Genomic DNA, 24588 nt, shown 5'->3' on the forward strand with positions numbered 1-24588 from the left:
ATCAAACTTTTTCGAGGAAACCCAATGGCTTCGGTAACAATCAACAACGTGCAGAAGGCTTTCGGAACGGCCAAGATCATTCACGATGTCAGCGTCGACATCGCCGATGGCGAGTTCGTCATCCTCGTCGGCCCGTCGGGCTGCGGAAAGTCGACGCTGCTGCGCATGATCGCCGGCCTTGAAACGATCTCAGGCGGCAGGATCGCCATTGGCGACCGCATCGTCAACAATCTGCGGGCACGGGACAGGAATATCGCCATGGTGTTCCAGAACTACGCGCTCTATCCGCATATGACGGTGGCAGACAATATGGGATTTGCCCTGAAGATCAAGAAAGCCGATCCGGCCGATACCGCCAGCCGCGTCGGCCGAGCCGCCAGCATTCTGGGCCTCGACAAGCTGCTCGACCGTTACCCGCGCCAGCTCTCCGGCGGCCAGCGCCAGCGCGTCGCCATGGGCCGCGCGATCGTGCGCGATCCGCAGGTTTTCCTGTTCGACGAGCCGCTGTCCAATCTCGACGCCAAATTGCGCGTCCAGATGCGCGGCGAGATCAAGGCGCTGCACCAGCGGCTGGGTACCACCACCATCTATGTCACGCATGACCAGATCGAGGCCATGACCATGGCCGACAAGATCGTCGTGCTGCACGACGGCCTCGTCGAGCAGATCGGCGCGCCGCTCGACCTTTACGACCGCCCTGCCAATCTCTTCGTTGCCGGCTTCATCGGCTCTCCGGCCATGAACTTCATCACCGGCCACGTCGAGGAAAGCGTGTTCCGCAGCACCGGTGGACTGACCTTGCCGCTGCCGGAAGGCATCAACTTGGCAAAAATTCCCGCGGGTGAACTCATCTACGGCATCCGTCCCGAACATATCCGAGCAACGACTTCCCGGGGTATTGCCGGCACGATCGTGCTTCTGGAAGCCACCGGTTCGGAAATCTTCGCACGGGTCGACTGCGCCGGCGAAGAAATCTCCTGCCTTTTCCGGGAACGGCTTGCGCTGAAGCAGGGCGAGCAGATGCGGATCGAGATCGATCGTGCCTGTGCTCACCTGTTCGATGCCAAGACCGGCCGGCGATTGTAGGGCAAAGGTCCGATATCCCCGCGCAAAGGTCTCAAGCGACGGGTTAGCTCTTGCCACTCGCGTCGCTTGGCAGCAGTCTCGGCTCAAAGAGCCGCTCATCGGGTGGATGCCGGTGCGACAGGATTTTGCAATTGCGACAGGATTTTGCAATGACCCGCGATCAGATGCTCACCCACCTCCGCGCCGCCGGTGACGTCGCAAGCGAGGCGGCGGCGCATGGGCACCATCCCTTCGGCGCCGTCCTGGTCGGGCCCGACGACCGCATCCTCATGCGCCAGGGCAATCTCGACACGGTGCGTCACGCCGAGACCGAACTCGCCCGGCGCGCCGCGGCGGCCTACGAGCCGGAGTTCCTCTGGACCTGCACGCTGGTCTCAACCGGTGAGCCCTGCGCGATGTGCACCGGAACGCTCTACTGGGCGAATATCGGCCGGCTAGTCTACGGCTACGAGGAGGCCAAACTCTTGGCGCTCACCGGGGATCACGCGGAGAATCCGACGATGAGCCTCTCTTCGCGCACCGTGCTCGACTCCGGCCAGAAAAAGATCGAGGTCTTTGGCCCCTTCCCCGAAATCGCGGACGAACTGCTCGCGCCGCACCGCGATTTCTGGAACCGCTGACGGCTTCGTGCCAGTCGGCAAACCCCGGTCAATGGCAACAGCCGTCGGATCGATCGGAGCCGTAATGCTGCTGCCGTGCGCATGGGAAAGTCTCCCCGCTGGCTATGGAGGATTTATAACGATTTGGTGAGCGCGATGGGATTCGAACCCATGACCTACTGATTAAAAGTCAGTTGCTCTACCGGCTGAGCTACGCGCTCCCGCGGGCTCAAAAGCCGCCCTCGAAATTGCGCGGAACATAGGGAGAGTGCCTCGACCGGTCAACCGGAAAAAGAGGGTTCGTAAACACGGTGGCTTCGCCTCGTCGCGGCACTCTCTCGTCGCATCAGCGGAGAGAGCAACTAAGGAGCTCAGCCGTTTAGCCCGCAGCGGCATCCTGTCTCGGGAACAATTGCATAGGCCACTCGTTTTTCCAGCACGGGGACGTCCGCTAACCCTCGAGGAGAAGAGCAATGAACAGAATCACAGTGGGTATGCTGGCAGCCACGCTCTCGGCCACATTCGTTGCGGCGGAGGCAGTGCCCGTCAACGCCCAACCGAACTATGTGCCGCAATCCCAGGTCGCGGTGCCGGATGTGCAGACAGTCCAGTACCAGGAGTGGCGCAAGAACCGCTACAATCGCAGTTTTTCGCGTGACCGCAATTTTTCCCGCAATCGCGGCGCGTATTGGAACGGCCATCGCGGCTATCGCGAATATCGCCCCGGCTACCGTCGTCACGGCGATTATTGGTTCCCGCTCGCGGCCTTCGCTACCGGCGCGCTGATCACCGGCGCCATCATCAACAATGAACGCAATCGTGTCTATGAAGGCAACTCGCATGTGCAGTGGTGCTACGACCACTATCGCAGCTACCGTGCTTCGGACAACACGTTCCAGCCGAATTACGGCCCTCGCCGAGAGTGCCGTTCGCCTTACTGATCCAAAGTGTGAGTGCTGAGTAAAAAGCCCGCGCCGGAAACAGCGCGGGCTTTCTATCGAGATACCTAAGCGGGAAAGCCGTTGTCAGATCGCCCAGTTGATGCTCTTAAAAATCAAATATAGCGCTCCACCCTCACCACGCGGTGAACGGTAGGCCCCAAGAGCATCGCAAATTCGAGCCATCGCTCCAGTCAATTCCCAGCCTAGCGCTTCCAGGTCATTGTCGGCGTCCGTCACGTAGGCCTGCGTCAACTCATCTATGCTGTTCTTCTCGCCGAAGGAGCGAACCAGCCTGGCGTCGCTGAGTAGCTCGCCGGGCAAATTCGAATTTGCCCACGCCCACAGCCAGTTGCTGGCCTTGGCGCTCGTAGAGCCCGCAATCTGGATCTCGGTAACGATCTTGACGCCTCCTTCATCCGAGAACAGAAGCTTTCCAGCCTTAAGATCATAGTCATAGCGCGACCAGCTGCCGAGGTGGAAATCTTTGTTCAACCGGTCATTCTTGGCATTCAGCTGTTCGATAGCCTCGTCGCGCCACGCAGGATACCAGTCTGGCTTCATCCCCTCGCCCCATCACTCATCACCTCACGGGTGCTTATTGCACGCTCAGCGTTCTGCGAACAGCATCGCGCCAGCCGGCAAGCTTGGCTATGCGCACGGAGCCATCCATGTCCGGCTGGAATCGTCGCTCCAGCGCCCAGCTTTTCGCGAACTTCTTGGCATCCGGCCACACGCCCGCTTTAGAGCCAGCCAGCCATGCGGCGCCCAGCGCGGTCGTCTCCAGAATGGTCGGGCGGTCGACCGGTGCATCGAGGATGTCGGCGAGGCGCTGCATGGTCCAGTCGGACGCTACCATCCCGCCGTCGACCCGAAGCACGGTCTTGGCTGAGGCGCCCTTCCAGTCCTTGCGCATGGCGTCGAGCAGGTCGCGTGTCTGGTAGGCCACGGCTTCCAGGGCCGCGCGGGCAAACTCCGCCGGGCCGGAATTGCGGGTCAGCCCAAAGATGGCGCCGCGTGCTTCGGCATCCCAATGCGGCGCGCCCAGCCCGACGAAGGCGGGCACCAGATAGACGTTTTGCGTCGGATCAGCCTCGGCCGCCAATTTGCCGCTCTGCTCGGCCTTGCCGATCACCTTGATGCCATCACGCAGCCATTGGACGGCAGCACCGGCGATGAAGATCGAGCCTTCCAGCGCGTAGGTCGTCTTGCCGTTCAGCCTATAGGCGATGGTGGTCAGCAGTCGGTTTTTCGAGCGCACCAGATCGCTGCCTGTGTTGAGCAGCGCAAAACAGCCGGTGCCGTAGGTCGATTTCATCATGCCTGGCTCGAAGCAGGCTTGGCCAATGGTCGCCGCATGCTGGTCGCCGGCAACGCCGAGGATTCTTATCTCGGCGCCGAAGAGGTTTTTCTCCGTGATTCCAAAATCATCGGCACAGTCTTTTACCTCGGGAAGCATTTTTGACGGGATGTTGAGAATGGCCAGCAGCTCGTCGTCCCAGGCATTCTCAGCGATGTTGTAGACCAGCGTGCGCGAGGCGTTGGTGGCGTCCGTCGCGTGGACCTTGCCGCCGGTCAGCCGCCAGATCAGGAAGCTGTCGATGGTGCCAGCCAGCAATTCGCCTTTCTCGGCGCGCTTTCTAGCGCCCTTCACCTTGTCGAGCATCCAGGCGATCTTGGTGCCTGAAAAATAGGGATCGAGCAGCAGGCCGGTCTTGCGGGTGAACTTCTTCTCCAGGCCCTGCTTCTTCAGTTTCTGGCACAGTGGCGCGGTGCGCCGGTCCTGCCAGACGATGGCGTTGTGGATCGGCTTGCCGGTCGCCCTGTCCCAGATGACGACGGTCTCGCGCTGGTTGGTGATACCGAGCGCGGCCACCTCGGAAGCATTTCGGCCGGCCTTCTTCAATGCCGCCTTCACGGTAGACACGACACTCGCCCAGATATCCTCGGGATCGTGCTCGACCCAGCCGGAGGCCGGATAATGCTGGGTGAATTCCTTCTGCCCGCTGCCGACGACCTTCATCTGACCGTCGAACAGGATCGCCCGTGTCGAAGTCGTTCCCTGGTCGATTGCCAGCACAAAACCGCTCATTCCAGCGCCCTCCGTCTCGATACAAAGAGGGGAGACGGCAACGAGCCGCCTCCCCCAATTTCACACGGGCGCGAACGCCCGCATAGACAATGCTACTTCTGCCAGCTTTTCACCAGTTCGTCGTAGTTGATGGTGATCGGCTTTTCCTTCTCGTTCTCGATCTTCAGCTGAGGAGCGAGATTGCCTTTCTTGACCGCGTCGGCGTTCCAGTAGGCGAGGTCATGCTCTTCGGCCATCTTCGGGCCGATATCGCCCTGGACGCCCGACTTCTCGATGCGGCTCATCACCTTTTCCTGCTCACCGCAGAGCGAGTCCATCGCTTCCTGCGCCGTCTTGGCGCCCGACGAAGCATCGCCGATCGCCTGCCACCAGAGCTGTGCCAGCTTCGGATAGTCAGGCACGTTGGTACCGGTCGGCGACCACTGGACGCGCGCCGGCGAGCGGTAAAACTCGATCAGGCCGCCGAGCTTCGGAGCGCGCTCGGTGAAGCTCTTGTCGTGGATCGTGCTCTCGCGGATGAAGGTCAAGCCGACATGGCTCTTCTTCACGTCGACGGTCTTCGAGGTGACGAACTGCGCGTAAAGCCATGCGGCCTTGGCGCGGTCGGTTGGGGTCGACTTCATCAGAGTCCAGGAACCCACGTCCTGATAGCCGAGCTTCATGCCGTCCTTCCAGTAGACGCCATGCGGCGACGGCGCCATGCGCCACTTGGGCGTACCGTCGTCGTTCAGCACTGCCTTGGCGCCGGCATCGACCATCGAGGCGGTGAAGGCGGTGTACCAGAAGATCTGCTGCGCGACCGCGCCCTGAGCCGGAACCGGGCCGGATTCGGAGAAGGTCATGCCCTGGGCTTCCGCCGGAGCGTAGGCCTTCAGCCAGTCGAGGTATTTCTGGATCGAATAGACGGCAGCTGGGCCGTTGGTGTCGCCGCCGCGCGCCGTGCAGGAGCCGACCGGTCGCGAGTTCTCATCGACCTTGATGCCCCATTCGTCGACGGGCAGACCGTTCGGGAGGCCTTTGTCGCCGTTGCCGGCCATGGACAACCAGGCGTCAGTGAACCGCCAGCCGAGCGACGGATCCTTCTTGCCGTAGTCCATGTGGCCATAGACCTTCTTGCCGTCGATCTCTCGGCCGGTGAAGAACTCGGCGATATCCTCATAGGCCGACCAGTTGACTGGAACGCCGAGGTCGTAACCGTACTTGGCCTTGAAGTCGGCCTTGTTCTTCTCGTCGTTGAACCAGTCGTACCGGAACCAGTAGAGGTTCGCGAACTGCTGGTCGGGAAGCTGGTAGAGCTTCTTGTCGGGCGCGGTCGTGAACGAGGTGCCGATGAAGTCCTTCAGGTCGAGGTTCGGATTGGTGACGTCCTTGCCGTCGCCAGCCATCCAGTCGGTCAAATTGCGCACCTGCTGGTAGCGCCAGTGGGTGCCGATCAGGTCGGAATCGTTGACCCAGCCGTCATAAAGGTTCTGGCCGGTCTGCATCTGGGTCTGGATCTTCTCGACGACGTCGCCTTCCTGGATGACGTCATGCGTGATCTTGATGCCGGTGATGGCAGTAAAGGCCGGCGCCAGCACTTGCGATTCATACTGGTGCGTGGCGATGGTTTCCGAAACGACCTTGATGTCCATGCCGGCGAAAGGCTTCGCGGCATCGATGAACCACTGCATTTCGGCTTCCTGGCCGGCGCGGTCGAGCGTCGAAAGCGGACCGATTTCCTTGTCCAGGAAGGCTTTCGCCTCGTCCATACCGGCATAGGCGTTGCCAACCCCGAGCAATAGGACAAGCGCAGTCGTTGATGTTAAAAATTGCCGTCGCATTGTGTTTCCTCCACTGTTTTAAGGTTTCAAGTGCGATCTGGAGCGGCCGCCGGCACGCGGTCGCTCCAACAGTTTCCCCCTCTATACGTAGCGGAACACGCCAACGGCGTAGACCACGGAGAGAGCGAGAGCCCACCACAGGTTGGATCCGACGAGACCCAACCAAGCGAGATGGATAAAGGCGCTGCCAAGCAGCGAGAGGAAGAGACGGTCGCCGCGCGTTGTCTCGAAACGCAGCACGCCGACGCGCGGATTGCCGCCCGGCGAGGCATATTCCCACGCCGCCATGCCGCACAGCAGCAGAAGGATGGTCCCGAAGAAGGCCGCGGTCGGCCAGGTCCATGCCATCCAGGTGAGGTCGAAATTCATGACCAAACCCTCCCCGGGGTGAAGCCCTTGGCGATGGTGTTGCGCGCGAACTTCTGCGTTCGTTTCATCAAACCCTCCCCAGGGCGAAGCCCTTGGCGATGTAGTTGCGCACGAACCAGATGACCAGCGCGCCGGGGATCAGCGTCAGCACGCCGGCGGCGGCGAGCAGGCCCCAGTCCATGCCGGCGGCCGAGACCGTGCGGGTCATGGTGGCGGCGATCGGCTTGGCGTCGGTCGTGGTCAGCGTGCGGGCGATAAGCAGTTCCACCCACGAGAACATGAAGCAGAAGAAGCAGGCGACGCCGATGCCGCTCGCGATCAGCGGCATGAAGATCCTGACGAAGAAGCGCGGGAACGAGTAGCCGTCGATATAGGCGGTCTCGTCGATTTCCTTCGGCACGCCCGACATGAAGCCTTCGAGGATCCACACCGCCAGCGGCACGTTGAACAGGCAATGCGCCAGCGCGACGGCGATGTGGGTGTCGATCAGGCCGAAGGCCGAATAGAGCTGGAAGAAGGGCAGCGCGAACACCGCCGGTGGCGCCATCCGGTTGGTCAGCAGCCAGAAAAACAGGTGCTTGTCGCCGAGGAAGCGATAACGCGAGAAGGCGTAGGCCGCCGGCAGCGCCGCTGCCACCGAGATCACCATGTTCATCACCACATAGGTGATCGAGTTGATGTAGCCCGAATACCAGGATGCATCGGTGAAGATGGTGACGTAATTGGCGATCGTAGGCTGATGCGGATACAGCGTCAGCGAGGAGACGATCTCGGCATTGGTCTTGAAGCTCATATTGATGAGCCAGTAGATCGGCAGCAACAGCACGATGATGTAGACCGTCGGCACGATCCACCACCAGCGCGATTCCTCGCCGCGACGGCGCATCAGCCGCGCGATCTGGTCCTGCGACATTGCGCTGGCAAGTCCTTCCGAAGCCGTCGTTTCGCTCACTCTTTCCTGCCTCGTCGTTCTTTCGTTGGCGCCGCTCATCTCAGCGCTCCGCGTCGTAGTTGGTCATCACGGTGTAAAACACCCATGACAGCAGAAGAACGATGAGGAAGTAGACCAGCGACATGGCCGCGGCCGGGCCGAGGTCAAACTGGCCGAGCGCCGTCTTGACCAGGTCGATCGAAAGGAATGTCGTCGAGTTACCCGGTCCGCCGCCCGTCACCACGAAAGGCTCCGTGTAGATCATGAAGCTGTCCATGAAGCGTAGCAGCACGGCGATCAGCAGCACCCGGTTCATCTTCGGCAGTTGGATGTAGCGGAACACCGCCCAGCGCGAGGCACCGTCGATCTTGGCCGCCTGATAGAAGGCATCCGGAATGGAGACCAGGCCCGCATAGCAGAGTAGCACGACGAGGCTGGTCCAGTGCCAGACGTCCATGATGATGACGGTGACCCAGGCGTCGAACGAATCCTGCACGTAGTTGTAGTCGATGCCGAGCGCATTGACGTAATAGCCGAGCAATCCGATGTCGTTGCGCCCGAAAACCTGCCAGATGGTGCCGACGACGTTCCACGGGATCAACAGCGGCAGTGCCATCAGCACCAGGCAGACCGGTACGCCCCAGCCCTTCTTGGGCATGTTGAGGGCTATGAAGATGCCGAGCGGCACTTCGATGGCGAGGATGATAAAGGAGAAGATGAGGTTACGGACCATCGCCTCCCAGAAGCGGCTGGAAGAGAGCAGTTCCTCGAACCACTCGGTGCCGGCCCAGAAGAAGACGTTGTTTCCGAACGTGTCCTGCACCGAATAGTTGACGACGGTCATCAGTGGGATCACCGCCGAGAACGCCACCAGCACCAGCACCGGCAGCACTAGGAACCAGGCCTTGTTGTTCCAGGTCTTTTCCATCTATGCCCCCATCTCGACGCGCCAGGAATCGGCATAGATGTTGATGCCGGCCGGGTCGAACCGCATCTTTGGTTCAGCGGGTACGGTTTCGTCCTCACCGATCACGGCAGCGATGTCGCGCCCTTCGAGCTTGGCGCGCACCACCTTGTGGCGGCCGAGATCCTCTATCTTGCTGACCTGCACGGCCATGCCGTCGCGGCCGAGCCGGACATATTCGGGACGAATGCCAAGCTCGATGGCGCCGCTGGCTGCCTTGGGTGCGCCTGGCAGTTCGATCCGCTGCGATCCAAGCGTCGCCGTCTTGCCGTCGATTGCCACCGGCATGACGTTCATGCCGGGCGAGCCGATGAAATAGCCGACGAAAGTGTGGCGCGGCCGTTCGAACAGTTCCGCCGGCGTGCCGATCTGGACGATACCGCCATCATACATGACCACGACCTGGTCGGCGAAGGTAAGCGCCTCGGTCTGGTCGTGCGTGACATAGACCATGGTGTAGCCGAAGCGGCGGTGCAGCTGCTTCAACTGCGAGCGCAGCACCCACTTCATATGCGGATCGATGACGGTCAGCGGCTCGTCGAACAGAATGGCGTTGACATCCGAGCGCACCAGTCCGCGGCCGAGCGAGATCTTCTGCTTCTGGTCGGCGGTCAGCCCCCTCGCCTTCTTCTTCGCCCACGACGCCAGGTCGATCATCTCGAGCGTCTCGCGCACCTTGCGGTCGACATCGGCTTCCGGCACGCCGCGATTGCGCAGCGGGAAGGCCAGATTGTCGTAGACGGTCATCGTGTCGTAGATGACCGGGAACTGGAACACCTGCGCGATGTTGCGCTCTTGCGTCGACAGACTGGTCACATCCTTGCCGTCAAACAGCAACCGGCCATGTGAGGGATGAAGGAGACCCGAAATGATGTTGAGCAGCGAGGTTTTGCCGCAACCGGAGGGCCCGAGCAGCGCATAGGCGCCGCCATCCTCGAAGACGTGATGCACTTCCTTGAGAGCAAAATCGGCATCTGTCCGCGGGTTCGGCAGGTAGGAGTGACGGATGTGATTGACGTCGATGCGCGCCATATCGCTCTCCTATGCCGCCAGCTTCGGTGCGCTTACGGCGCGGCCTTGCCCGTCGAAGACCATGATGTGACGCGGGTCGATAAACACGTCGATCGCGGCGTCAGTCTCGAAATCGAGGATACCGTGGGTCAGCATGACCCAGCGCGCATCGGCGAAGTCGAGATGAATGAAGCTCTCCGACCCGGTGATCTCGGTGATGGTGACCTTCGCACGCACCGGCACGGCCAACGCATTGGGCCGATCGAGCGAAAGATGGTGCGGCTGGAAGCCGACCGTATAGTTCGCATCGGCAATGCCGACGAGTTCGGCCGGCACCGGCAGCTTGACGCCGCCTTCGAGCAAAAAGTCCGGACCCTTCTTGGCCAGCACGATGGTGTTGAGCGGCGGGTCGGCGAAAGTTTTGGCCGTCACCAGATCGACCGGCTTGCGGAACACGTCGATTGTCGGGCCGAACTGGGTGATGTGGCCTTCGGAAAGTGTCGCCGTATTGCCGCCGAGCAGCAGCGCTTCATGCGGCTCGGTCGTGGCATAAACGAAGATGGTGCCGGCGGCGGCAAAAATCCTCGGCAGTTCGGCGCGCAGTTCTTCGCGCAGCTTGTAATCGAGATTGGCAAGCGGCTCGTCGAGCAGAACCAGGCTGGCATTCTTGACGATGGCGCGCGCCAGTGCGGTGCGCTGCTGCTGGCCGCCGGACAGGCTGAGCGGCGTGCGGTCGAGGTAAGGTGTCAGTTTCAAAAGGGCGGCGGCTTCACGCACCTGACTGTCGATCTTGGCCTGCTCGACGCCGGCCACCCGCAACGGCGAGGCGATGTTCTCATAAACGGTCATCGCCGGATAGTTGATGAACTGCTGGTAGACCATGGCGATCTTGCGCTTCTGCACCGGCACGCCGGTGACATTCTGGCCGTCGAACCAGATCGAACCGGAGGTCGGCACATCGAGGCCGGCCATCAGCCGCATCAGGCTGGTCTTGCCGGAAAGCGTGGGCCCGAGCAGGACGTTGAGCGAGCCATGCTTAAGCGTCAACGACACGTCGCGGATATGCTCGACCGCACCAACCTTCTTGGTGACGTTCCTCAGTTCCAGCATGACGCCTCCTCCCAGGCCTTCCGCATCAGCTCAAACCCCTCTTCATTCGGCAGCCGCGACATGTCGCCGGCTTATGCCGCGCATGAATTCATCGAGCGCGGCCACCTGTTCGCGGCTGAGATGCAGACCGCGCTTGGTCCGGCGCCACAATACATCTTCTGATGTGACCGCCCATTCGTTTTGAACGAGGTAGCGCACCTCGGCCTCAAAAAGATCGGCGCCAAAGTTACGGCCGAGATCAGCATTCGATTTGGCCAGCCCCAACAGCATCCTGGCGCGGGTGCCGTAGAGCCTAGTCAGCCGGCGGGCCAGGCGCGCGTCGAGGAACGGATAGGCGGTTTTTAGTTTCGCCACTTCGGCATCGAAACCAGTGGCCGGGAAATCGCCGCCCGGCAGTGGCGCGTTTGCCGTCCACGGCTTGCCGCGCTTGCCAAGAAAACCCTCGATCTTTTCCAGCATCGATTCCGACAGCCGGCGATAGGTGGTGATCTTGCCGCCGAAGGCGTTGACGATGGGGGCAGCGCCCTCGCCGCCATCGGCTTTGAGCACATAGTCGCGCGTCGCTTCCTGCGCCTTGGAGGCGCCGTCATCATAGAGCGGACGAACGGCCGAATAGGTCCAGACGATGTCCGTGCGCTTGACCGGTTGCGCGAAATATTCGCTTGCCGCGGCGCAGAGGTAGTCGATCTCGGTGTCGGTTATCTTCACGTCATGTGGATCGCCGGGATAGTCCTGGTCGGTGGTGCCGATCAGTGTGAACTCTTCCTCATAGGGAATGGCGAAGATGATGCGGCCATCCCGGTTCTGGAAGAAATAGGCACGCGGATCGTCGAACTTCTTGGCGATGACGATATGGCTGCCCTGCACGAGGCGGACATTGTGCACATCGTGGAGGCCGACGACGCCGGAAAGTACATGATCGACCCAGGGCCCGGCGGCATTGACCAGCAGGCGCGCCTTGATCTCCTCGGTCTCGCCGGTCTGCAGATCCTCGATCTGGACCGTCCACAAACCGTTTTCGCGGCGCGCACCGACCACTTTCGTGCGGGTGCGGACCGTTGCACCGCGGTCGGCGGCATCACGCGCATTCAGTGCCACCAGCCGTGCATCGTTGACCCAGCCATCCGAATATTCGAAGGCCTTTTTAAACAATGGTTTCAGAGGCTTGCCGGCCGGATCCCTGGCCATGTCCAGCGTCCTGGTCGCCGGCAGCAATTTGCGCCCGCCGATGTGGTCGTAGAGGAAGAGACCGAGCCTGATCAGCCAGGCTGGGCGCAGGCCCTTGGCATAGGGCAGCACGAAGCGCATCGGCCAGATGATGTGCGGCGCATTCTTCCAGAGAACCTCGCGCTCCATCAGCGCCTCGCGCACCAGGCGGAATTCGTAGAATTCTAGGTAGCGCAGGCCGCCATGGATCAATTTGGTCGAGCCCGAGGAGGTCCCGCTGGCCAAGTCGTTCATCTCGGCGAGGAAGACGGAAAAGCCGCGCCCAACGGCATCGCGGGCGATACCGCACCCATTGATGCCGCCACCAATGACGAAAATGTCACGGATCGGAGATGCGTCCACGAATTCCTCCAACGATTTCGCATTGCACCATTTTTGGCCTTTTACGAAACCGTGTCGGAATTATTTCGAAATGATAACGAATGTCAAACGAAATATCACAAGCCTGTGAGAAGACTGCGATGGAGCGTCGAAATCGCTTAACCGAGCGATGTTTCGATCAGTTGAACCTCGGCTTCCTGGCAGATTTTGCGCACCGACGGGATGTCGCAACGGTCGGTGATGAAGGTGTTGACCTGCGACAGGTGGCCGATGCGCACCGGGGCGGTTCGCTCGAATTTGGTCTGGTCGGAAACCAGGATGACATGCCTTGCGTTGGCGATGATCGCCTGCGCCACTTTGACCTCGCGGAAATCGAAGTCGAGCAAGGCGCCGTCATGATCGATGGCGGAGGCGCCGATCACCGCATAGTCGACCTTGAACTGCCTGATGAAGTCGACCGCCGCCTCGCCGACCACACCGCCGTCGGAACCGCGCACGACACCACCGGCAATCACCACCTCGATCGAGGGATATATCCGCATCCTATTGGCAACATTGATGTTATTGGTGATGACCATGAGACCGCTGTGATCGAGCAGCGCTTTGCTGACGGACTCTGTCGTGGTGCCGATGTTGATGAACAACGAGGCGTTATCGGGGATCAGCCTGGCCGCCGCCCGGCCGATCGCCTCCTTCTCGTCGGCGGCGATCTTGCGCCTGGCCTCATACTCCATGTTCTCGATGCCGGACGGGAACAGCGCGCCGCCATGGATGCGCGAAAGCAGCCGCTGGTCGCACAAATCGTTGAGATCCTTGCGTATGGTCTGCGGCGTCACATTGAAATGTGTGGCCAGATCCTCGACTAGCACCCGACCATGATCCTTGGCCATCTGGATGATTTCAGCATGGCGTGGCGACAGATACATAGGGCAACCTCCCGTTTTCGTTTTTCTTGTCTATAGTCGAAAACGAAACCGATGAAAAGGCATAAGCCGGCTAACGAAATGCATATGATCGCAAAGGCAAACGCCAGCGCAATCCCGGCTGGACTTGCTCAGACCACACCGCGCGCGATTTCCGTGACGACGGTGAAGGCCATATCGACATCGGCGGCGGTCGCTTCGAACTGTCCGACCTGGAAACGGATGGCTATCCGTCCATCGACCCGCGTCTGCGTCAGGTAGATGCGGCCATCGTCGTTGATCGCATTGACCAGCCGCAGATTGTGCTCGTCCGCCTCCGCGTCGGTTGCTGCCTTGTGTCGGAACGAGAACAGCGACAGCATAGGCTCGCTGACGATCTCGAAATCCGGCTCGCTTGCCAGCCGCGCGGCAAGCCCTTCGCTCCACGCGACATGGTTGCGGATCATCGTGCGCAGGTTTTCCAGCCCATGCGCACGCAACAGGAACCACAATTTCAACGCGCGGAAGCGCCGGCCGAGCGGCACCGACCATTCGGAATAGTTGATGATGCCGTCATGACCGTGCGTCTTCAGATAATCCGGCTTGATAGCCAGCGTCCTGACATGGCTTTCCGGGTCGCGCAGGAACTGGATCGAGCAGTCGAACTGGGCTCCGAGCCATTTGTGCGGATTGAAAACGACCGAATCGGCACCTTCGACACCCGTCCAGAAATGCCGATACTCTGGACAGATCATTGCAGATCCGGCCCAGGCGGCATCGACGTGGAGATAAAGGCCATGCCGCCGCGCCACCTCGGCAACCGCTGCAATATCGTCGGTGCCGCCGGCGCTGGTGCCGCCGACACAAGCGATGATCCCCGTTGGCAGCATGCCGGCTTCCCGGTCGGCGACGATCGCCGCCTCGAGGGCTGCCGTATCCATGGCGCGAAAACGACCACCGACGGGAATGCGCACGAGATTGTCCTCGCCGATGCCGGACACCCAGATCGCCCGGTCGATCGAAGTGTGCACCTGGTCGGAGGAATAGATGCGCAATCGCGCTTGCCCGGCCAGGCCTTGCTTGTTGCCTTGCCAGTCGAGAGCCCGTTCGCGCATGGTCAGCACCGCGGCCAGTGTCGCCGACGAGGCCGAATCCTGGATCACCCCGGCGAACCCTTCGGGCAGGCCGAGCGCCTGGCGCATCCAGTCGACGGTGCGCGTTTCGAGTTCGGTCGCCGCCGGCGACGTCTGCCAAAGCATGCATTGCGCGGCCATCGCCGAAACCAGATATTCCGCCACCACCGAGACCGGCGCCGCATTGGCCGGGAAGTAGGCAAAGAAACGCGGATGCTGCCAATGCGTCATCCCCGGCAGAATCTTCTCTTCGAAGTCGGCGAAGATCCGGTCCATCGGTTCGGCGTCTTCGGGTGGAGACGCCTCTATGCTTCTAAAGATGTCGCCGGGCTCGACCAGCGGCCGCACCGGCCGCTCGCGCAGCGTGTTGCGGTAGTCGGCGCCCCAGTCGGCGGCACGCCGCGACCACTGCCGGAACTCATCGTTGTTCATCCTATCCTCCCGACATGATCCCTCGCCGCCATCCGCCGCGGCTGGCCCTTATTATTTAACGCGTGAAATATATGCAACCACCCGCGAATGCGGAACGCCTCAGCCAGGGAAATCAGGCAGGCTGGCAAAGGCCGTCTTCAGCGCATTCGACCAGCCGTCCGAGATCGTGCGGTAATATTGGTCGTCCTGGCCGATCCGCTTTTTCAATCCGACCTTGAAAGCGTCCTTCTCCAGGAAGAGCAGGTCGAGCGGCAAGCCGACGGATAGGTTCGACTTCAACGTCGAATCGAACGACACCAGCAGCAGCTTCACGGTCTCGGCGAGGCTCATCGTCTTTTCATAGGCGCGGATGATGATGGGCTTGCCGTATTTGGTCTCGCCGATCTGGAAAAACGGCGTGTCATCGGTCGATTCGATGAAATTGCCTTCGGGATAGATCATGAACAGGCGCGGCTCGCTGCCCTTGATCTGGCCGCCGAGAATGAAGGAGGCATTGAAGTAGGAATCCGCCTTCTCGCCGGCTGGTGACGAACTGGCGATGACTTCCTTGACCGTGTCGCCGACCAGCCGCACCGTCTGATACATTGACGGCGTCTCCAGCAGCGTGGCGTGACGATCGGCAACTGCCTTGGTGCGTTCATCAAGCAGGCTGACCACGGCCTGCGTCGTCGCCAGGTTGCCCGCCGACATCAAAACGATGACGCGCTCGCCCGGCTGTTCCCAGACATGCATCTTGCGGAAGGTGGAAATCGAATCCATGCCGGCATTGGTGCGCGTGTCCGACATGAACACGAGCCCGCGATCGATCTTCAGGCCGACGCAATAAGTCATGGAATCTCTTCTGGCGGCAATCCTGCGTAGGATTACTGCTCCACCGTGACGGTGACCGCAAGCTGTTCTTCGACCTGTCCCAGCCGAATTCCCGACACCGGCGTGGCGTCGCGGTAGTCGCGGCCGGTTGCCACCTTTACATAGCGCTCGTCAGGCGAAATGCCATTGGCGGCGTCGAAGGCAACCCAGCCGAGGCCCGAAACATGCGCTTCGGCCCAGGCATGACTTGCGGCCTGCTCGACCGTCGCATCCAGCATCAGATAGCCGCTGACGTAACGGGCCGGAAAGCCCATGGCGCGGGCAGCGGCGGCAAAGACATGGGTGTGATCCTGGCAGACACCGGTTTTCAGCGCCAAGGCTTCCTCCGCCGGCGTCGTCGCATTGGTGGTGCCGGGCGTGTAGGCGACGCGCTCGCTAATAACAGCCATCAGCCGGTGCAGCCTTTCGATGTCGGTGCCCTTGCCAACCGATGTGGCGAGTTCGCGAACACCACTGCCGATCGCCGTCAATGGTGTTTCATGGCTGTACAGCCATAGCGGTGTGAACCCCTGGTGTGGTCCGGAGACGCCTGCGGTGTCGCGCGTCACCACTTCGCCTGATGCTTCCACCGTGATGAAGTCGCGCTCGCCCTCGACGCTCAACAGCCTTGTGTCATTGCCGAAATGGTCGACAAAGCGAACCTCTTCGCGCGCGCCTTCGATCGCCAGCGCCCAGGACAAAACAGTCTGCGTCGATCCGCTGACCGGAAGCAGCCGCAACCGCTGCAACAGATAGTGCACCGGTGCATCGTAGCGGTATTCGGTCCGGTGGGTGATCTTCAGCCGCATGCGCTATGTCCCGCCTGTGAGCATGATCCTGTCCCAGTTTTCGGAGTCATGCTCAATTGAACCGGTAGTCCTGCGCGATCTCGTCGCCGAGCCTGGTGTTGTCGCGAATGAAATTGGCCAGGAATTCATGTAGGCCGGCATCGAAAATATCCTTGATCGATCCGGCTCTCAGCATCGTCTGCGTTTTCTCCGCCGTTGCGTGGCAGGCATGACGTTCGCCGTAATCGTCGCCGAGGAACTTCAGATGCTCCGACAGGAAGCGATAGCAGAAGGTCAGCGAGCGCGGCATGCGGACATTGAGGATCAGATAATCGGCGATGTTGGTCGGCTTGTAGTCGGCGTCATAGACCCAGCGATAGGAGCGATGCGCCGACACTGAACGGAGGATCGATTCCCACTGGTAGTTGTCGAGCGTCGAGCCGACCCAGGAGATCGACGGCAGAAGTACGTAGTATTTCACGTCGAGGATGCGCGCCGTGTTGTCGGCGCGCTCGACATAGGTGCCGAGTTGGGAGAAATCGAAAATCTCGTTGCGCAGCATGGTGCCGTAGAACGAGCCGCGGATCAGCGCCGTCTCGCGCTTGATCGCGTCGAGCACGCTGGGCAGGTCGCGCTCGTCGATCGGCCTGGCCAGCATTCGCTTCAGCGACATCCAGGCTTCGTTGATGCTCTCCCATGTCTCGCGCGTCAGCGCGGTGCGCACCATGCGGGCATTGTTGCGGGCCGTCTCGATCGACGCCATCGTGCTCGACGGATTCGACGTGTCGCGCAAAAGAAAGTCGGCGACATTGGCGGCGGTATAGTCAGAATATTTCTGACTGAAGGTGATGTCGGAACCGGCGCTGAGCAGCACTGAACTCCACTCTTCCGAGGCGTTCTGCGTGCGGGTCAGCGCCATGCGCAGACCCGCATCGACCAGCCGCGCCATATTCTCCGCTCGCTCGATATAGCGGTTCATCCAGTAAAGCCCGTTGGCGGTGCGGCCGAGAAGCATGTCAACGTGCCTCGATTTTGAGCGAGTAGCGAATAGCGAGTAGCGAATAGGGGAAAAATAGCTTCATAACTTTTGTTGCAGGCTCCTGATCATAGAACGTAGCATTTTCCCGATCTCATCGGCTTTGCTAAGCAAGCGCACCACCTCTGCTTCGACCATCAACCCTACTTTTGCGGACACGATCAGGTGCGTTTCCAACTCTTTGAGAGACCCCTGGGCCATGCGAAGAAATTGAATGAATGATCCCGTACTTTCTCGCCCATGCCCTTCAGCGATGTTTGCGGCAATTGATACGGACGACCGCCGCATCTGAGAGGTCATTCCGTAGACTTCGCTGTTTGGAAAGGCCTTTGTTACCGAATAGCAATCTACGGCCAACTCGACGGCCGCCTTCCAAACAATCAAGTCCCTGTAAGAGTTAATCGTCGTTTTGCTGCCCTTCCCCTATTCGCTACTCGCTACTCGCTATTCGCTTCAATCATCCAGCACCCACGTATCCTTCGTCCCGCCACCCTGCGAGGAATTCACGACCAGCGACCCCTCCTTCAGCGCGACGCGGGTCAGCCCGCCGGGCACGATCTGGATGCGGTCGGAGACCAGCACATAGGGCCTGAGATCGACATGGCGCGGCGCCAGCCCCTTGTCGGTCAGGATCGGGCAAGTCGACAGCGCCAGTGTCGGCTGGGCGATGTAGTTCGACGGCTTTGTCGCAAGCTTCTTGGAAAAATCCTCGCATTCCTTCTTGGTCGCCGCCGGCCCGACCAGCATGCCGTAGCCGCCGGAACCGTGGACCTCCTTGATCACCAGCTCGCCGATGTGTTCAAGCACATATTTCAGGCTGTCCGGCTCCGAACAGCGCCAGGTCGGAATGTTGCCCAGGATCGCCTTGCGGCCGGTGTAGAATTCAATGATCTCGGGCATGTAGGAATAGATCGCCTTGTCGTCGGCGATGCCGGTGCCCGGCGCATTGGCGATGGTGATGTTGCCGGCACGGTAGACATCCATGATGCCGGGTATGCCAAGTGCGGAGTCAGGGCGGAAGGTCAGCGGGTCGAGGAAGGAATCGTCGACGCGGCGGTACAGCACGTCGATCTGCTTGTAGCCTTCGGTCGTGCGCATCGCGACATGGCCGTCGACGACCCGCAGATCCTGGCCTTCGACCAGTTGCACGCCCATCTGGTCAGCAAGAAAGGCATGTTCGAAATAGGCGGAGTTGAAGCTGCCGGGCGTCAACACGGCAATGGTCGGCGCGCCCTTGGTGCTTTGCGGCCGCACCGCCGCCAGCGACTGGCGCAGAAGCTGCGGGTAGTTCTCCACCGGCCGCACCTTGATCTTCTGGAACAGCTCGGGGAACAGCTGCATCATCGTCTCGCGGTTCTCCAGCATGTAGGAGACGCCCGACGGCGTGCGCGCATTGTCCTCCAGCACATAGAATTCGTCCTCTGAGATGCGGACGATATCGACGCCGATAATGTGGGTGTAGACGCCGGCCGGCGGCCTGACCCCGATCATCTCGGGCAGAAACGCCTCGTTCTTGGCGATCAACTCCCTGGGAATGCGCCCGGCGCGCAGGATTTCCTGGCGATGGTAGATGTCGTCGAGGAAGGCGTTCAGCGCCTGCACGCGTTGCTCGATGCCTTGCGTGAGGCGCCGCCATTCATTGCCTGAAATGATGCGGGGTACGATGTCGAACGGGATCAGCCGTTCGGAGGCTTCCTGCTCGCCATAGACGGCGAAGGTGATGCCGGTCTTGCGGAAGACGCGTTCGGCGTCCTGCATCTTCTCGGTAAGCCTGGCCGGATCCTGCTCCTTCAGCCAGCGATCATAAGCCGAATACGGTCTTCTCAATCCGGAGACTTCCGGAAGCATTTCATCGAACGCTGCCAATCGCATACTCCCCTGTGACACCATTTCACTGGCGTCGCAGAAGAAAATCAAGCGCAATCGGTCATTTGGGAGATGCGGACGATCAGTATGTTGCGGCTGCCTAAAATTGAGGCAGCTGAAATATGCCGGTAGTCAGGCTTTGCCTCGTGTCCGGGCAAGTGCGTTTCGTGGCTAGAATGCGCGGAACGTGACGACGGTGAATGTGTCCTTGATGCCGGGGAGAATCTGCACCTTCTCGTTGACGAAGTGGCCGACATCTTCCTCGTCGTCGACATAGAATTTGGCGAGCAGATCGTAGTTGCCGGCGGTGGAGTAGATTTCCGAGGCGATCTCGGCATCGGCAAGCGCGCTGGCAACCTCATAGGATTTGCCCAGCTCGCATTTGATCTGCACGAAAAACGCCTTCATGGCTTCGTCCCGCTAAACGTCCAAGTCCAAGCGGCCCTTCTGGCAGACTGGAGGCGGGCTTTCAAGCGCTGGAATGAATGCTCAGCCGGCTCGGGCCCAGGCTACCGCCTCTCGCAGGCCTGTCACCGGCATGCCGCGCTTGAACCGAGCGAGATGAATATTCTCACCATCGCTGAAACCACGATGGGCTGCCAAGCGTATGTTATGATGCGTCTTCGGACAGCGCTGTTTTTGAGGGAAGATATTTCGCGGGACAACGGAGACAGGCCATGCGCCGCGCCTTTTTCGCATTCGCAGTCGTTCCATTCATTTTCGTGTCGTCGGCGTTTGCTGGCGACGCCGAAATCAAGGCTGGGCAGTCTGTCATCGACGGCCAACTGAAGGCCCTTATCGCCAATGACGGCGCCACCGCCTACAGCTTCGCCGCCCCGAATGTGAAACGGGTCTTCCCGACCGTGGACGCCTTCATGAACATGGTGACCAACGGCTACCCGCCGGTGCGCAAGCCGCAGACCTATTCCTTCGGAAAGGTCGAGGAGACGGCTCCGGGTTCGATCGTCCAGCAGGTGCTGATCGTCGGTCCCGACGGCAAGGACTACGAAGCTGTCTACACGTTGCAGCAACAGCCCGACGGCACCTTCCAGATCACCGGCTGCAGCCTGCGTGCATCGAATTCGCTGAGCACTTGAAGCCTCAGCGCAACGGAATATCGCCCCTCGCCCAACCCTCGGTGATTTCCGCGCCGCGTGTCCCGAACGTGCCGGCCTCGATGGCAGCACGGATGTCCTGCATAAGGCTCTGATAATACGAGAGATTGTTCCAGGTCAAAAGCATGGCCCCGAGCCCCTCCTGCGAGCGCACCAGATGGTGGAGATAGGCGCGCGAGTAGTCCCGGGCGGCCGGGCAATCGCTTTCCTCGTCCAAAGGGCGCGGATCGTCGGCATGGCGGGCGTTGCGCAGATTGACCTTACCGCGCCTGGTGTAGGCAAGGCCATGCCGGCCGGCTCGCGTCGGCATCACGCAATCGAACATGTCGATGCCGCGCGCCACCGATTTCAGGATATCGTCAGGCGTGCCGACGCCCATGAGATAGCGCGGTTTGTCATCAGGTAGTTCCGGACAGGTGATGTCGAGCATCTCGAGCATCACTGCCTGCGGCTCGCCGACGGCCAGGCCGCCGACGGCGTAGCCCTTCAGCCCCATCGCGCTCAGCGCCTGCGCCGACCGCATCCTGAGTGCCGCGTTGTCGCCGCCTTGCACGATGCCGAACATCGCCTTGCCCGGCTGATCGCCGAACGCCGTCTTGCAGCGCTCGGCCCAGCGCAGCGACAGTTCCATGGCGCGCTCGATCTCCTTCATCTCGGCCGGCAGCGCCGTGCATTCGTCGAGCTGCATCTGGATGTCGGAATCGAGCAGCCCCTGGATCTCGATCGAGCGCTCCGGTGACATCTCATAGGCGGCGCCGTCGATATGCGAGCGGAAGGTGACGCCTTTTTCGGTCAGCTTCCTCAACTTCGACAGCGACATCACCTGGAAACCGCCGCTGTCGGTCAGGATCGGATGCGGCCAGCGGGCGAACTCGTGCAAGCCGCCGAGCCGCGCCACACGCTCGGCACCTGGCCGCAGCATCAGATGGTAGGTGTTGCCAAGGATGATGTCGGCGCCGACGCCGCGCACCTGGTCCATATACATGGCCTTGACGGTGCCGCCGGTGCCGACAGGCATGAAAGCCGGCGTGCGGATTTCGCCGCGCGGCATATCGATCACACCACGCCGCGCCTTGCCGTCAGTCGCCAGAACCTTGAAGCTGAACGGCTTAGCCATTGAATTCCTTGTCGTGGACCGTAGCGCCCGGTGCCTGCTTGTCGAGCGACTGGCGGTATTGGATGCAGCCGCGCATGAATTTTGGCCAGGGCGGCACGGCGATCGCCGGTTCGATCCTCTCCGGCAAGAGCGACCACAGATCGGGGTGATGCCAGCACAGATCATGGCCGGTGGAATCGCGATGCTGGCGAATGCCGGCACGCAGTTTTTTCACCTCCGCGATGAGAGCATCGCGATCCAGGCTCTCGAGATCATCGTCCATCGCTTGTCTCCGCTCGATAAAGCAGGCTTGCGTCGCCATACGAGTAGAATCTGTAACGATTCTCGATGGCATGCGCATAGGCCGCGCGCATCGTTTCAAGACCGCTGAAGGCCGAAACCAGCATGAACAGCGTCGAGCGCGGCAGATGGAAATTGGTCATCAGCATGTCGGCGGTGCGAAAACGATAGCCGGGCGTGATGAAGATGTCTGTCGGGCCGGACCAGGCAGCCAGAGCACCGTCCTCACGCGCAGCACTCTCCAGCAGGCGCAGCGAGGTCGTGCCAACCGCAACGATGCGCCTGCCCCTCGCCTTGGCCGCATTGAGCGCGTCCGCTGTGTCTGCGCTGACCGAGCCCGTCTCGGCGTGCATCTTGTGGTCGGCGGTGTCGTCCGCCTTCACCGGCAGGAACGTTCCGGCGCCGACATGCAAGGTGACGAAGCGGCGTTCAATGCCCTTGGCGTCGAGTGCTGCAAAAAGCTCCGGCGTGAAATGCAGGCCCGCTGTCGGTGCCGCGACGGCGCCTTCCTCACGGGCATAGATGGTCTGGTAGTCGGCCCGGTCGCGTTCGTCGTCGTCACGCTTCGAGGCGATATAGGGCGGCAACGGAATATGGCCGACCGCGTGCAACGCTTCGTCGAGGAAAGGCCCCGACAGGTCGAAGGCAAGCAGCGCCTCGCCGCCCTCGCCTTTCTCGATCACGGTTGCGTCGAGCTGACCGAGGAAACAGGAATTGCCGTCATGGCCGAAATGGATGCGGTCACCCGCGGCGATGCGCTTGCCCGGCCGCATGAAGGCCAGCCAGCGGTCCGGGGCCATGCGCATGTGCAGCGTGGCCTCGACCTGTGCCGTCGCCTCTCCGCGCCGCCTGATGCCTTTGAGCTGCGCCGGAATGACCTTGGTGTCGTTGAAAACCAGCACGTCGCCGGCCCTCAGCAAGGACGGCAGGTCGCCAACCCTGCGGTCGTCGAGCCCTTCGCCCGGTTTGATCACCAGCATTTTGGCGCTGTCGCGCGGCTCCGCCGGGCGAAGCGCGATGCGCTCCTCCGGCAGATAGAAGTCGAAGAGATCGACGCGCATCAGTAGAGCCGGACGAGCAGCGCTCCGGCCAGCAGCAGCACCGCGCCGGCAACGCGGCCGAGCGAGATTTCACGCACAGCGACGCCGAGGAAGCCCACGCGATCGATGAGCATGCCGGCCAGCAGCTGGCCAGCCACCAGAAACGCCATCAGCGCGGCAGCGCCGATGCGCGGTGTCAGGATCGTCGACAGCGTGACATAGAAGCCGCCGAGCATGCCGCCGGCGACGAACAGCCAGGGCGCCGGCGCTTTCCAGTCGAGCGAGATGCCCTGCAGCTTCACCACTGCGATGGAGAGGATGCCGAGCACGATCGCGCCCGACAGGAACGAAAGCGCCGCCGCCGCCACCGGGAGACCCAGGCCGCGCGCCAGCTGCGAATTGATCGGTGCCTGAATGGCAATGAAGGCGCCGGACAGGATGCCGAGAAGCGACCAGACGACGCCCATCATTGTCGTTACCTTACTTGACGTCGGCCGCGACCTTCAGCGACACGATCTTGTCGGGATCCTGCACCGGCTCGCCGCGCTTGATCTTGTCGACATTGTCCATGCCTTCGATGACCTGGCCCCAGACCGTGTACTGGCGGTTGAGGAAGGCGGCATCGTCGAAGCAGATGAAGAACTGCGAATTGGCCGAGTTCGGGTTCTGCGAGCGGGCCATCGAGCAGGTGCCGCGGCCATGGTTGGCGTTGGAGAATTCAGCCTTCAGGTCCGGCTTTTCCGAGCCGCCCATGCCCGCGCGCGACGGCGCAAACGAGGGCTTGCTCGAATTGCCGAACTTGACGTCGCCGGTCTGCGCCATGAAGCCCTCGATGACGCGGTGGAAAACCACGCCGTCATAGGCGCCTTCGCGGGCCAGTTCCTTGATGCGGGCGACATGGCCGGGCGCCAGGTCGGGGAAAAGTTCGATGACCACATTGCCCTTGGTCGTTTCCATGATGAGCGCGTTCTCGCGGTCCTTGATTTCGGCCATGTCAGATATCCTTTTGAGAAAACAGAGTTATTTGTCGGCAGCGATGCGCACCTTGATCATCTGGTCGGGGTCGGTGACCGTGCCATTGTCCGCTTCGTCGCCCTTCTTGACTTGATCCACCAGTTCCATGCCGCTGACGACGTTGCCGACGATGGTGTACTGGCCGTCGAGCGGCGGTGCCGGCGCGAACATGATGAAGAACTGCGAATTGGCGGAGTTGGGGTCCTGCGAGCGGGCCATGCCGACCACGCCGCGCGTGTAACGCTCGGTCTGCGAGAATTCGGCCGGCAGGTCGGGTAGATCGGAACCGCCGGTGCCGACGGCCTGGGCGCTAAAGCCCTTCTTGATGTTGCCGAACTTGACGTCGCCAGTCTGCGCCATGAAGCCGTCTATGACGCGGTGGAAGGCGACGTTGTCATAGGCGCCCTGGCGCACCAGCTTCTTGATCTGCGCGACGTTCTTGGGCGCGAGATCGGGCCGAAGCGCAATGGTAACGTCGCCGTCCTTCAGCGTGATGATCATGGTGTTTTCCGGGTCGGCGGCGAATGCCGAGACCGATGCGGTCACAAG

The 24588-nt window shown here is 61.2% G+C and carries 27 protein-coding genes and 1 tRNA gene; 4 read left to right on the forward strand and 24 right to left on the reverse strand.

The genetic code is table 11. The annotated features are described in order from the left end of the window. Positions 1-24 precede the first annotated feature (24 nt). Positions 25-1086, forward strand: a complete 1062-nt coding sequence (locus NKI73_RS05425) for an ABC transporter ATP-binding protein (RefSeq protein WP_352627826.1) — start codon at positions 25-27, stop codon at positions 1084-1086. Positions 1087-1235: 149 nt separating this feature from the next. Then, the gene (locus NKI73_RS05430; RefSeq protein ID WP_352627827.1) at positions 1236-1706 is read left to right on the forward strand and encodes a nucleoside deaminase; all 471 of its coding nucleotides are present in this window, start codon (positions 1236-1238) and stop codon (positions 1704-1706) included. 124 nt (positions 1707-1830) lie between these two features. Here the strand turns inward: NKI73_RS05430 and NKI73_RS05435 are convergent. Continuing rightward, a tRNA-Lys gene (locus tag NKI73_RS05435) sits at positions 1831-1906 on the reverse strand. Between the two features lie 252 nt (positions 1907-2158). Here NKI73_RS05435 and NKI73_RS05440 point away from each other — a divergent pair. After that, positions 2159-2626 carry a BA14K family protein gene (locus NKI73_RS05440; RefSeq protein WP_352627828.1) on the forward strand — a complete coding sequence of 156 codons (468 nt, stop codon included), beginning with the start codon at positions 2159-2161 and terminating at the stop codon, positions 2624-2626. A gap of 84 nt (positions 2627-2710) precedes the next feature. On the opposite strand, the gene NKI73_RS05445 is transcribed toward NKI73_RS05440, so the two are convergent. The 17 genes from NKI73_RS05445 to NKI73_RS05525 form a co-directional block, all read right to left on the reverse strand. Continuing rightward, positions 2711-3187, reverse strand: coding sequence for a DUF6882 domain-containing protein (locus NKI73_RS05445; protein ID WP_352627829.1), 477 nt, complete (start codon positions 3185-3187; stop codon positions 2711-2713). A 34-nt stretch (positions 3188-3221) separates the two neighbouring features. Beyond that, positions 3222-4715 (reverse strand): glycerol kinase GlpK, encoded by a 1494-nt coding sequence (glpK, locus tag NKI73_RS05450; protein WP_352627830.1) that lies wholly within the window; start codon positions 4713-4715, stop codon positions 3222-3224. Between the two features lie 92 nt (positions 4716-4807). Then, a complete protein-coding gene (locus tag NKI73_RS05455) occupies positions 4808-6535 on the reverse strand; it encodes an ABC transporter substrate-binding protein (RefSeq protein WP_352627831.1) in 1728 nt (575 codons plus the stop codon). An 81-nt stretch (positions 6536-6616) separates the two neighbouring features. Continuing rightward, positions 6617-6904, reverse strand: a complete 288-nt coding sequence (locus NKI73_RS05460; protein ID WP_127258932.1) for a DUF2160 domain-containing protein — start codon at positions 6902-6904, stop codon at positions 6617-6619. Between the two features lie 67 nt (positions 6905-6971). Continuing rightward, a complete protein-coding gene (locus NKI73_RS05465; RefSeq protein WP_352627832.1) occupies positions 6972-7895 on the reverse strand; it encodes a carbohydrate ABC transporter permease in 924 nt (307 codons plus the stop codon). A 1-nt stretch (position 7896) separates the two neighbouring features. Continuing rightward, the gene (locus tag NKI73_RS05470) at positions 7897-8763 is read right to left on the reverse strand and encodes a carbohydrate ABC transporter permease (RefSeq protein ID WP_023759298.1); all 867 of its coding nucleotides are present in this window, start codon (positions 8761-8763) and stop codon (positions 7897-7899) included. Beyond that, positions 8764-9831 (reverse strand): ABC transporter ATP-binding protein, encoded by a 1068-nt coding sequence (locus NKI73_RS05475; protein WP_352627833.1) that lies wholly within the window; start codon positions 9829-9831, stop codon positions 8764-8766. A gap of 9 nt (positions 9832-9840) precedes the next feature. After that, the gene (locus tag NKI73_RS05480) at positions 9841-10920 is read right to left on the reverse strand and encodes an ABC transporter ATP-binding protein (RefSeq protein ID WP_352627834.1); all 1080 of its coding nucleotides are present in this window, start codon (positions 10918-10920) and stop codon (positions 9841-9843) included. A 42-nt stretch (positions 10921-10962) separates the two neighbouring features. Beyond that, on the reverse strand, positions 10963-12489 hold the full coding sequence (gene glpD / locus NKI73_RS05485) for a glycerol-3-phosphate dehydrogenase (RefSeq protein ID WP_352627835.1): 1527 nt from the start codon (positions 12487-12489) through the stop codon (positions 10963-10965). 137 nt (positions 12490-12626) lie between these two features. Beyond that, positions 12627-13394: a DeoR/GlpR family DNA-binding transcription regulator gene (locus NKI73_RS05490; protein WP_352627836.1), complete on the reverse strand. Its 768-nt coding sequence runs from the start codon at positions 13392-13394 to the stop codon at positions 12627-12629. A gap of 128 nt (positions 13395-13522) precedes the next feature. Next, positions 13523-14935: a pyridoxal phosphate-dependent decarboxylase family protein gene (locus NKI73_RS05495; RefSeq protein WP_352627837.1), complete on the reverse strand. Its 1413-nt coding sequence runs from the start codon at positions 14933-14935 to the stop codon at positions 13523-13525. Between the two features lie 99 nt (positions 14936-15034). After that, the gene (locus NKI73_RS05500) at positions 15035-15766 is read right to left on the reverse strand and encodes a proteasome-type protease (RefSeq protein ID WP_352627838.1); all 732 of its coding nucleotides are present in this window, start codon (positions 15764-15766) and stop codon (positions 15035-15037) included. Between the two features lie 32 nt (positions 15767-15798). After that, entirely contained in the window at positions 15799-16593 is a 795-nt protein-coding gene (locus tag NKI73_RS05505; RefSeq protein WP_352627839.1) for a transglutaminase family protein, read from the reverse strand. 52 nt (positions 16594-16645) lie between these two features. Next, positions 16646-17587, reverse strand: coding sequence for an alpha-E domain-containing protein (locus tag NKI73_RS05510; RefSeq protein ID WP_352627840.1), 942 nt, complete (start codon positions 17585-17587; stop codon positions 16646-16648). A gap of 63 nt (positions 17588-17650) precedes the next feature. Continuing rightward, on the reverse strand, positions 17651-18010 hold the full coding sequence (locus NKI73_RS05515) for a four helix bundle protein (RefSeq protein WP_352627936.1): 360 nt from the start codon (positions 18008-18010) through the stop codon (positions 17651-17653). 51 nt (positions 18011-18061) lie between these two features. Further along, entirely contained in the window at positions 18062-19474 is a 1413-nt protein-coding gene (locus NKI73_RS05520; protein ID WP_352627841.1) for a circularly permuted type 2 ATP-grasp protein, read from the reverse strand. A gap of 171 nt (positions 19475-19645) precedes the next feature. After that, positions 19646-19882, reverse strand: coding sequence for an Lrp/AsnC family transcriptional regulator (locus NKI73_RS05525; RefSeq protein WP_010909609.1), 237 nt, complete (start codon positions 19880-19882; stop codon positions 19646-19648). A gap of 269 nt (positions 19883-20151) precedes the next feature. Between NKI73_RS05525 and NKI73_RS05530 the strand changes: the two genes are divergently transcribed. Then, positions 20152-20571, forward strand: a complete 420-nt coding sequence (locus NKI73_RS05530; protein WP_352627842.1) for a DUF4864 domain-containing protein — start codon at positions 20152-20154, stop codon at positions 20569-20571. 4 nt (positions 20572-20575) lie between these two features. Here NKI73_RS05530 and tgt read toward each other — a convergent pair whose 3' ends face one another. Genes tgt through NKI73_RS05560 form a run of 6 tightly spaced genes read right to left on the reverse strand, consistent with a single transcriptional unit; the run spans position 20576 to position 24540 of the window. Next, on the reverse strand, positions 20576-21706 hold the full coding sequence (gene tgt / locus NKI73_RS05535) for a tRNA guanosine(34) transglycosylase Tgt (RefSeq protein WP_352627843.1): 1131 nt from the start codon (positions 21704-21706) through the stop codon (positions 20576-20578). Beyond that, positions 21699-21968 carry a hypothetical protein gene (locus tag NKI73_RS05540; protein WP_352627844.1) on the reverse strand — a complete coding sequence of 90 codons (270 nt, stop codon included), beginning with the start codon at positions 21966-21968 and terminating at the stop codon, positions 21699-21701. Before NKI73_RS05540 ends, tgt begins: the two co-directional genes overlap by 8 nt. Beyond that, complete coding sequence (gene queA, locus NKI73_RS05545) at positions 21958-23046, reverse strand: tRNA preQ1(34) S-adenosylmethionine ribosyltransferase-isomerase QueA (RefSeq protein ID WP_352627845.1); 1089 nt, start codon at positions 23044-23046, stop codon at positions 21958-21960. The genes NKI73_RS05540 and queA overlap by 11 nt, the downstream gene beginning before the upstream one ends. Continuing rightward, positions 23046-23495 carry a DMT family transporter gene (locus tag NKI73_RS05550; RefSeq protein WP_352627846.1) on the reverse strand — a complete coding sequence of 150 codons (450 nt, stop codon included), beginning with the start codon at positions 23493-23495 and terminating at the stop codon, positions 23046-23048. The genes queA and NKI73_RS05550 overlap by 1 nt, the downstream gene beginning before the upstream one ends. Before the next feature lie 10 nt (positions 23496-23505). Further along, positions 23506-24018 carry a peptidylprolyl isomerase gene (locus NKI73_RS05555; RefSeq protein ID WP_352627847.1) on the reverse strand — a complete coding sequence of 171 codons (513 nt, stop codon included), beginning with the start codon at positions 24016-24018 and terminating at the stop codon, positions 23506-23508. Between the two features lie 27 nt (positions 24019-24045). Continuing rightward, complete coding sequence (locus NKI73_RS05560) at positions 24046-24540, reverse strand: peptidylprolyl isomerase (protein WP_352627937.1); 495 nt, start codon at positions 24538-24540, stop codon at positions 24046-24048. Positions 24541-24588 lie beyond the last annotated feature (48 nt).

The organism is Mesorhizobium sp. M0496 (assembly GCF_040321205.1).
GTDB lineage: Bacteria > Pseudomonadota > Alphaproteobacteria > Rhizobiales > Rhizobiaceae > Mesorhizobium.

Excerpts from the sequence above, each read along its gene's own strand:
- NKI73_RS05425 (WP_352627826.1), top strand. The coding sequence starts at position 25 with ATGGCTTCGGTAACAATCAACAACGTGCAGAAGGCTTTCGGAACGGCC.
- NKI73_RS05430 (WP_352627827.1), top strand. The coding sequence starts at position 1,236 with ATGACCCGCGATCAGATGCTCACCCACCTCCGCGCCGCCGGTGACGTC.
- NKI73_RS05440 (WP_352627828.1), top strand. The coding sequence starts at position 2,159 with ATGAACAGAATCACAGTGGGTATGCTGGCAGCCACGCTCTCGGCCACA.
- NKI73_RS05445 (WP_352627829.1), bottom strand. The coding sequence starts at position 3,187 with ATGAAGCCAGACTGGTATCCTGCGTGGCGCGACGAGGCTATCGAACAG.
- glpK (WP_352627830.1), bottom strand. The coding sequence starts at position 4,715 with ATGAGCGGTTTTGTGCTGGCAATCGACCAGGGAACGACTTCGACACGG.
- NKI73_RS05455 (WP_352627831.1), bottom strand. The coding sequence starts at position 6,535 with ATGCGACGGCAATTTTTAACATCAACGACTGCGCTTGTCCTATTGCTC.
- NKI73_RS05460 (WP_127258932.1), bottom strand. The coding sequence starts at position 6,904 with ATGAATTTCGACCTCACCTGGATGGCATGGACCTGGCCGACCGCGGCC.
- NKI73_RS05465 (WP_352627832.1), bottom strand. The coding sequence starts at position 7,895 with ATGAGCGGCGCCAACGAAAGAACGACGAGGCAGGAAAGAGTGAGCGAA.
- NKI73_RS05470 (WP_023759298.1), bottom strand. The coding sequence starts at position 8,763 with ATGGAAAAGACCTGGAACAACAAGGCCTGGTTCCTAGTGCTGCCGGTG.
- NKI73_RS05475 (WP_352627833.1), bottom strand. The coding sequence starts at position 9,831 with ATGGCGCGCATCGACGTCAATCACATCCGTCACTCCTACCTGCCGAAC.
- NKI73_RS05480 (WP_352627834.1), bottom strand. The coding sequence starts at position 10,920 with ATGCTGGAACTGAGGAACGTCACCAAGAAGGTTGGTGCGGTCGAGCAT.
- NKI73_RS05490 (WP_352627836.1), bottom strand. The coding sequence starts at position 13,394 with ATGTATCTGTCGCCACGCCATGCTGAAATCATCCAGATGGCCAAGGAT.
- NKI73_RS05495 (WP_352627837.1), bottom strand. The coding sequence starts at position 14,935 with ATGAACAACGATGAGTTCCGGCAGTGGTCGCGGCGTGCCGCCGACTGG.
- NKI73_RS05500 (WP_352627838.1), bottom strand. The coding sequence starts at position 15,766 with ATGACTTATTGCGTCGGCCTGAAGATCGATCGCGGGCTCGTGTTCATG.
- NKI73_RS05505 (WP_352627839.1), bottom strand. The coding sequence starts at position 16,593 with ATGCGGCTGAAGATCACCCACCGGACCGAATACCGCTACGATGCACCG.
- NKI73_RS05510 (WP_352627840.1), bottom strand. The coding sequence starts at position 17,587 with ATGCTTCTCGGCCGCACCGCCAACGGGCTTTACTGGATGAACCGCTAT.
- NKI73_RS05525 (WP_010909609.1), bottom strand. The coding sequence starts at position 19,882 with ATGAAGGCGTTTTTCGTGCAGATCAAATGCGAGCTGGGCAAATCCTAT.
- NKI73_RS05530 (WP_352627842.1), top strand. The coding sequence starts at position 20,152 with ATGCGCCGCGCCTTTTTCGCATTCGCAGTCGTTCCATTCATTTTCGTG.
- tgt (WP_352627843.1), bottom strand. The coding sequence starts at position 21,706 with ATGGCTAAGCCGTTCAGCTTCAAGGTTCTGGCGACTGACGGCAAGGCG.
- NKI73_RS05540 (WP_352627844.1), bottom strand. The coding sequence starts at position 21,968 with ATGGACGATGATCTCGAGAGCCTGGATCGCGATGCTCTCATCGCGGAG.
- queA (WP_352627845.1), bottom strand. The coding sequence starts at position 23,046 with ATGCGCGTCGATCTCTTCGACTTCTATCTGCCGGAGGAGCGCATCGCG.
- NKI73_RS05550 (WP_352627846.1), bottom strand. The coding sequence starts at position 23,495 with ATGATGGGCGTCGTCTGGTCGCTTCTCGGCATCCTGTCCGGCGCCTTC.
- NKI73_RS05555 (WP_352627847.1), bottom strand. The coding sequence starts at position 24,018 with ATGGCCGAAATCAAGGACCGCGAGAACGCGCTCATCATGGAAACGACC.
- NKI73_RS05560 (WP_352627937.1), bottom strand. The coding sequence starts at position 24,540 with ATGATCATCACGCTGAAGGACGGCGACGTTACCATTGCGCTTCGGCCC.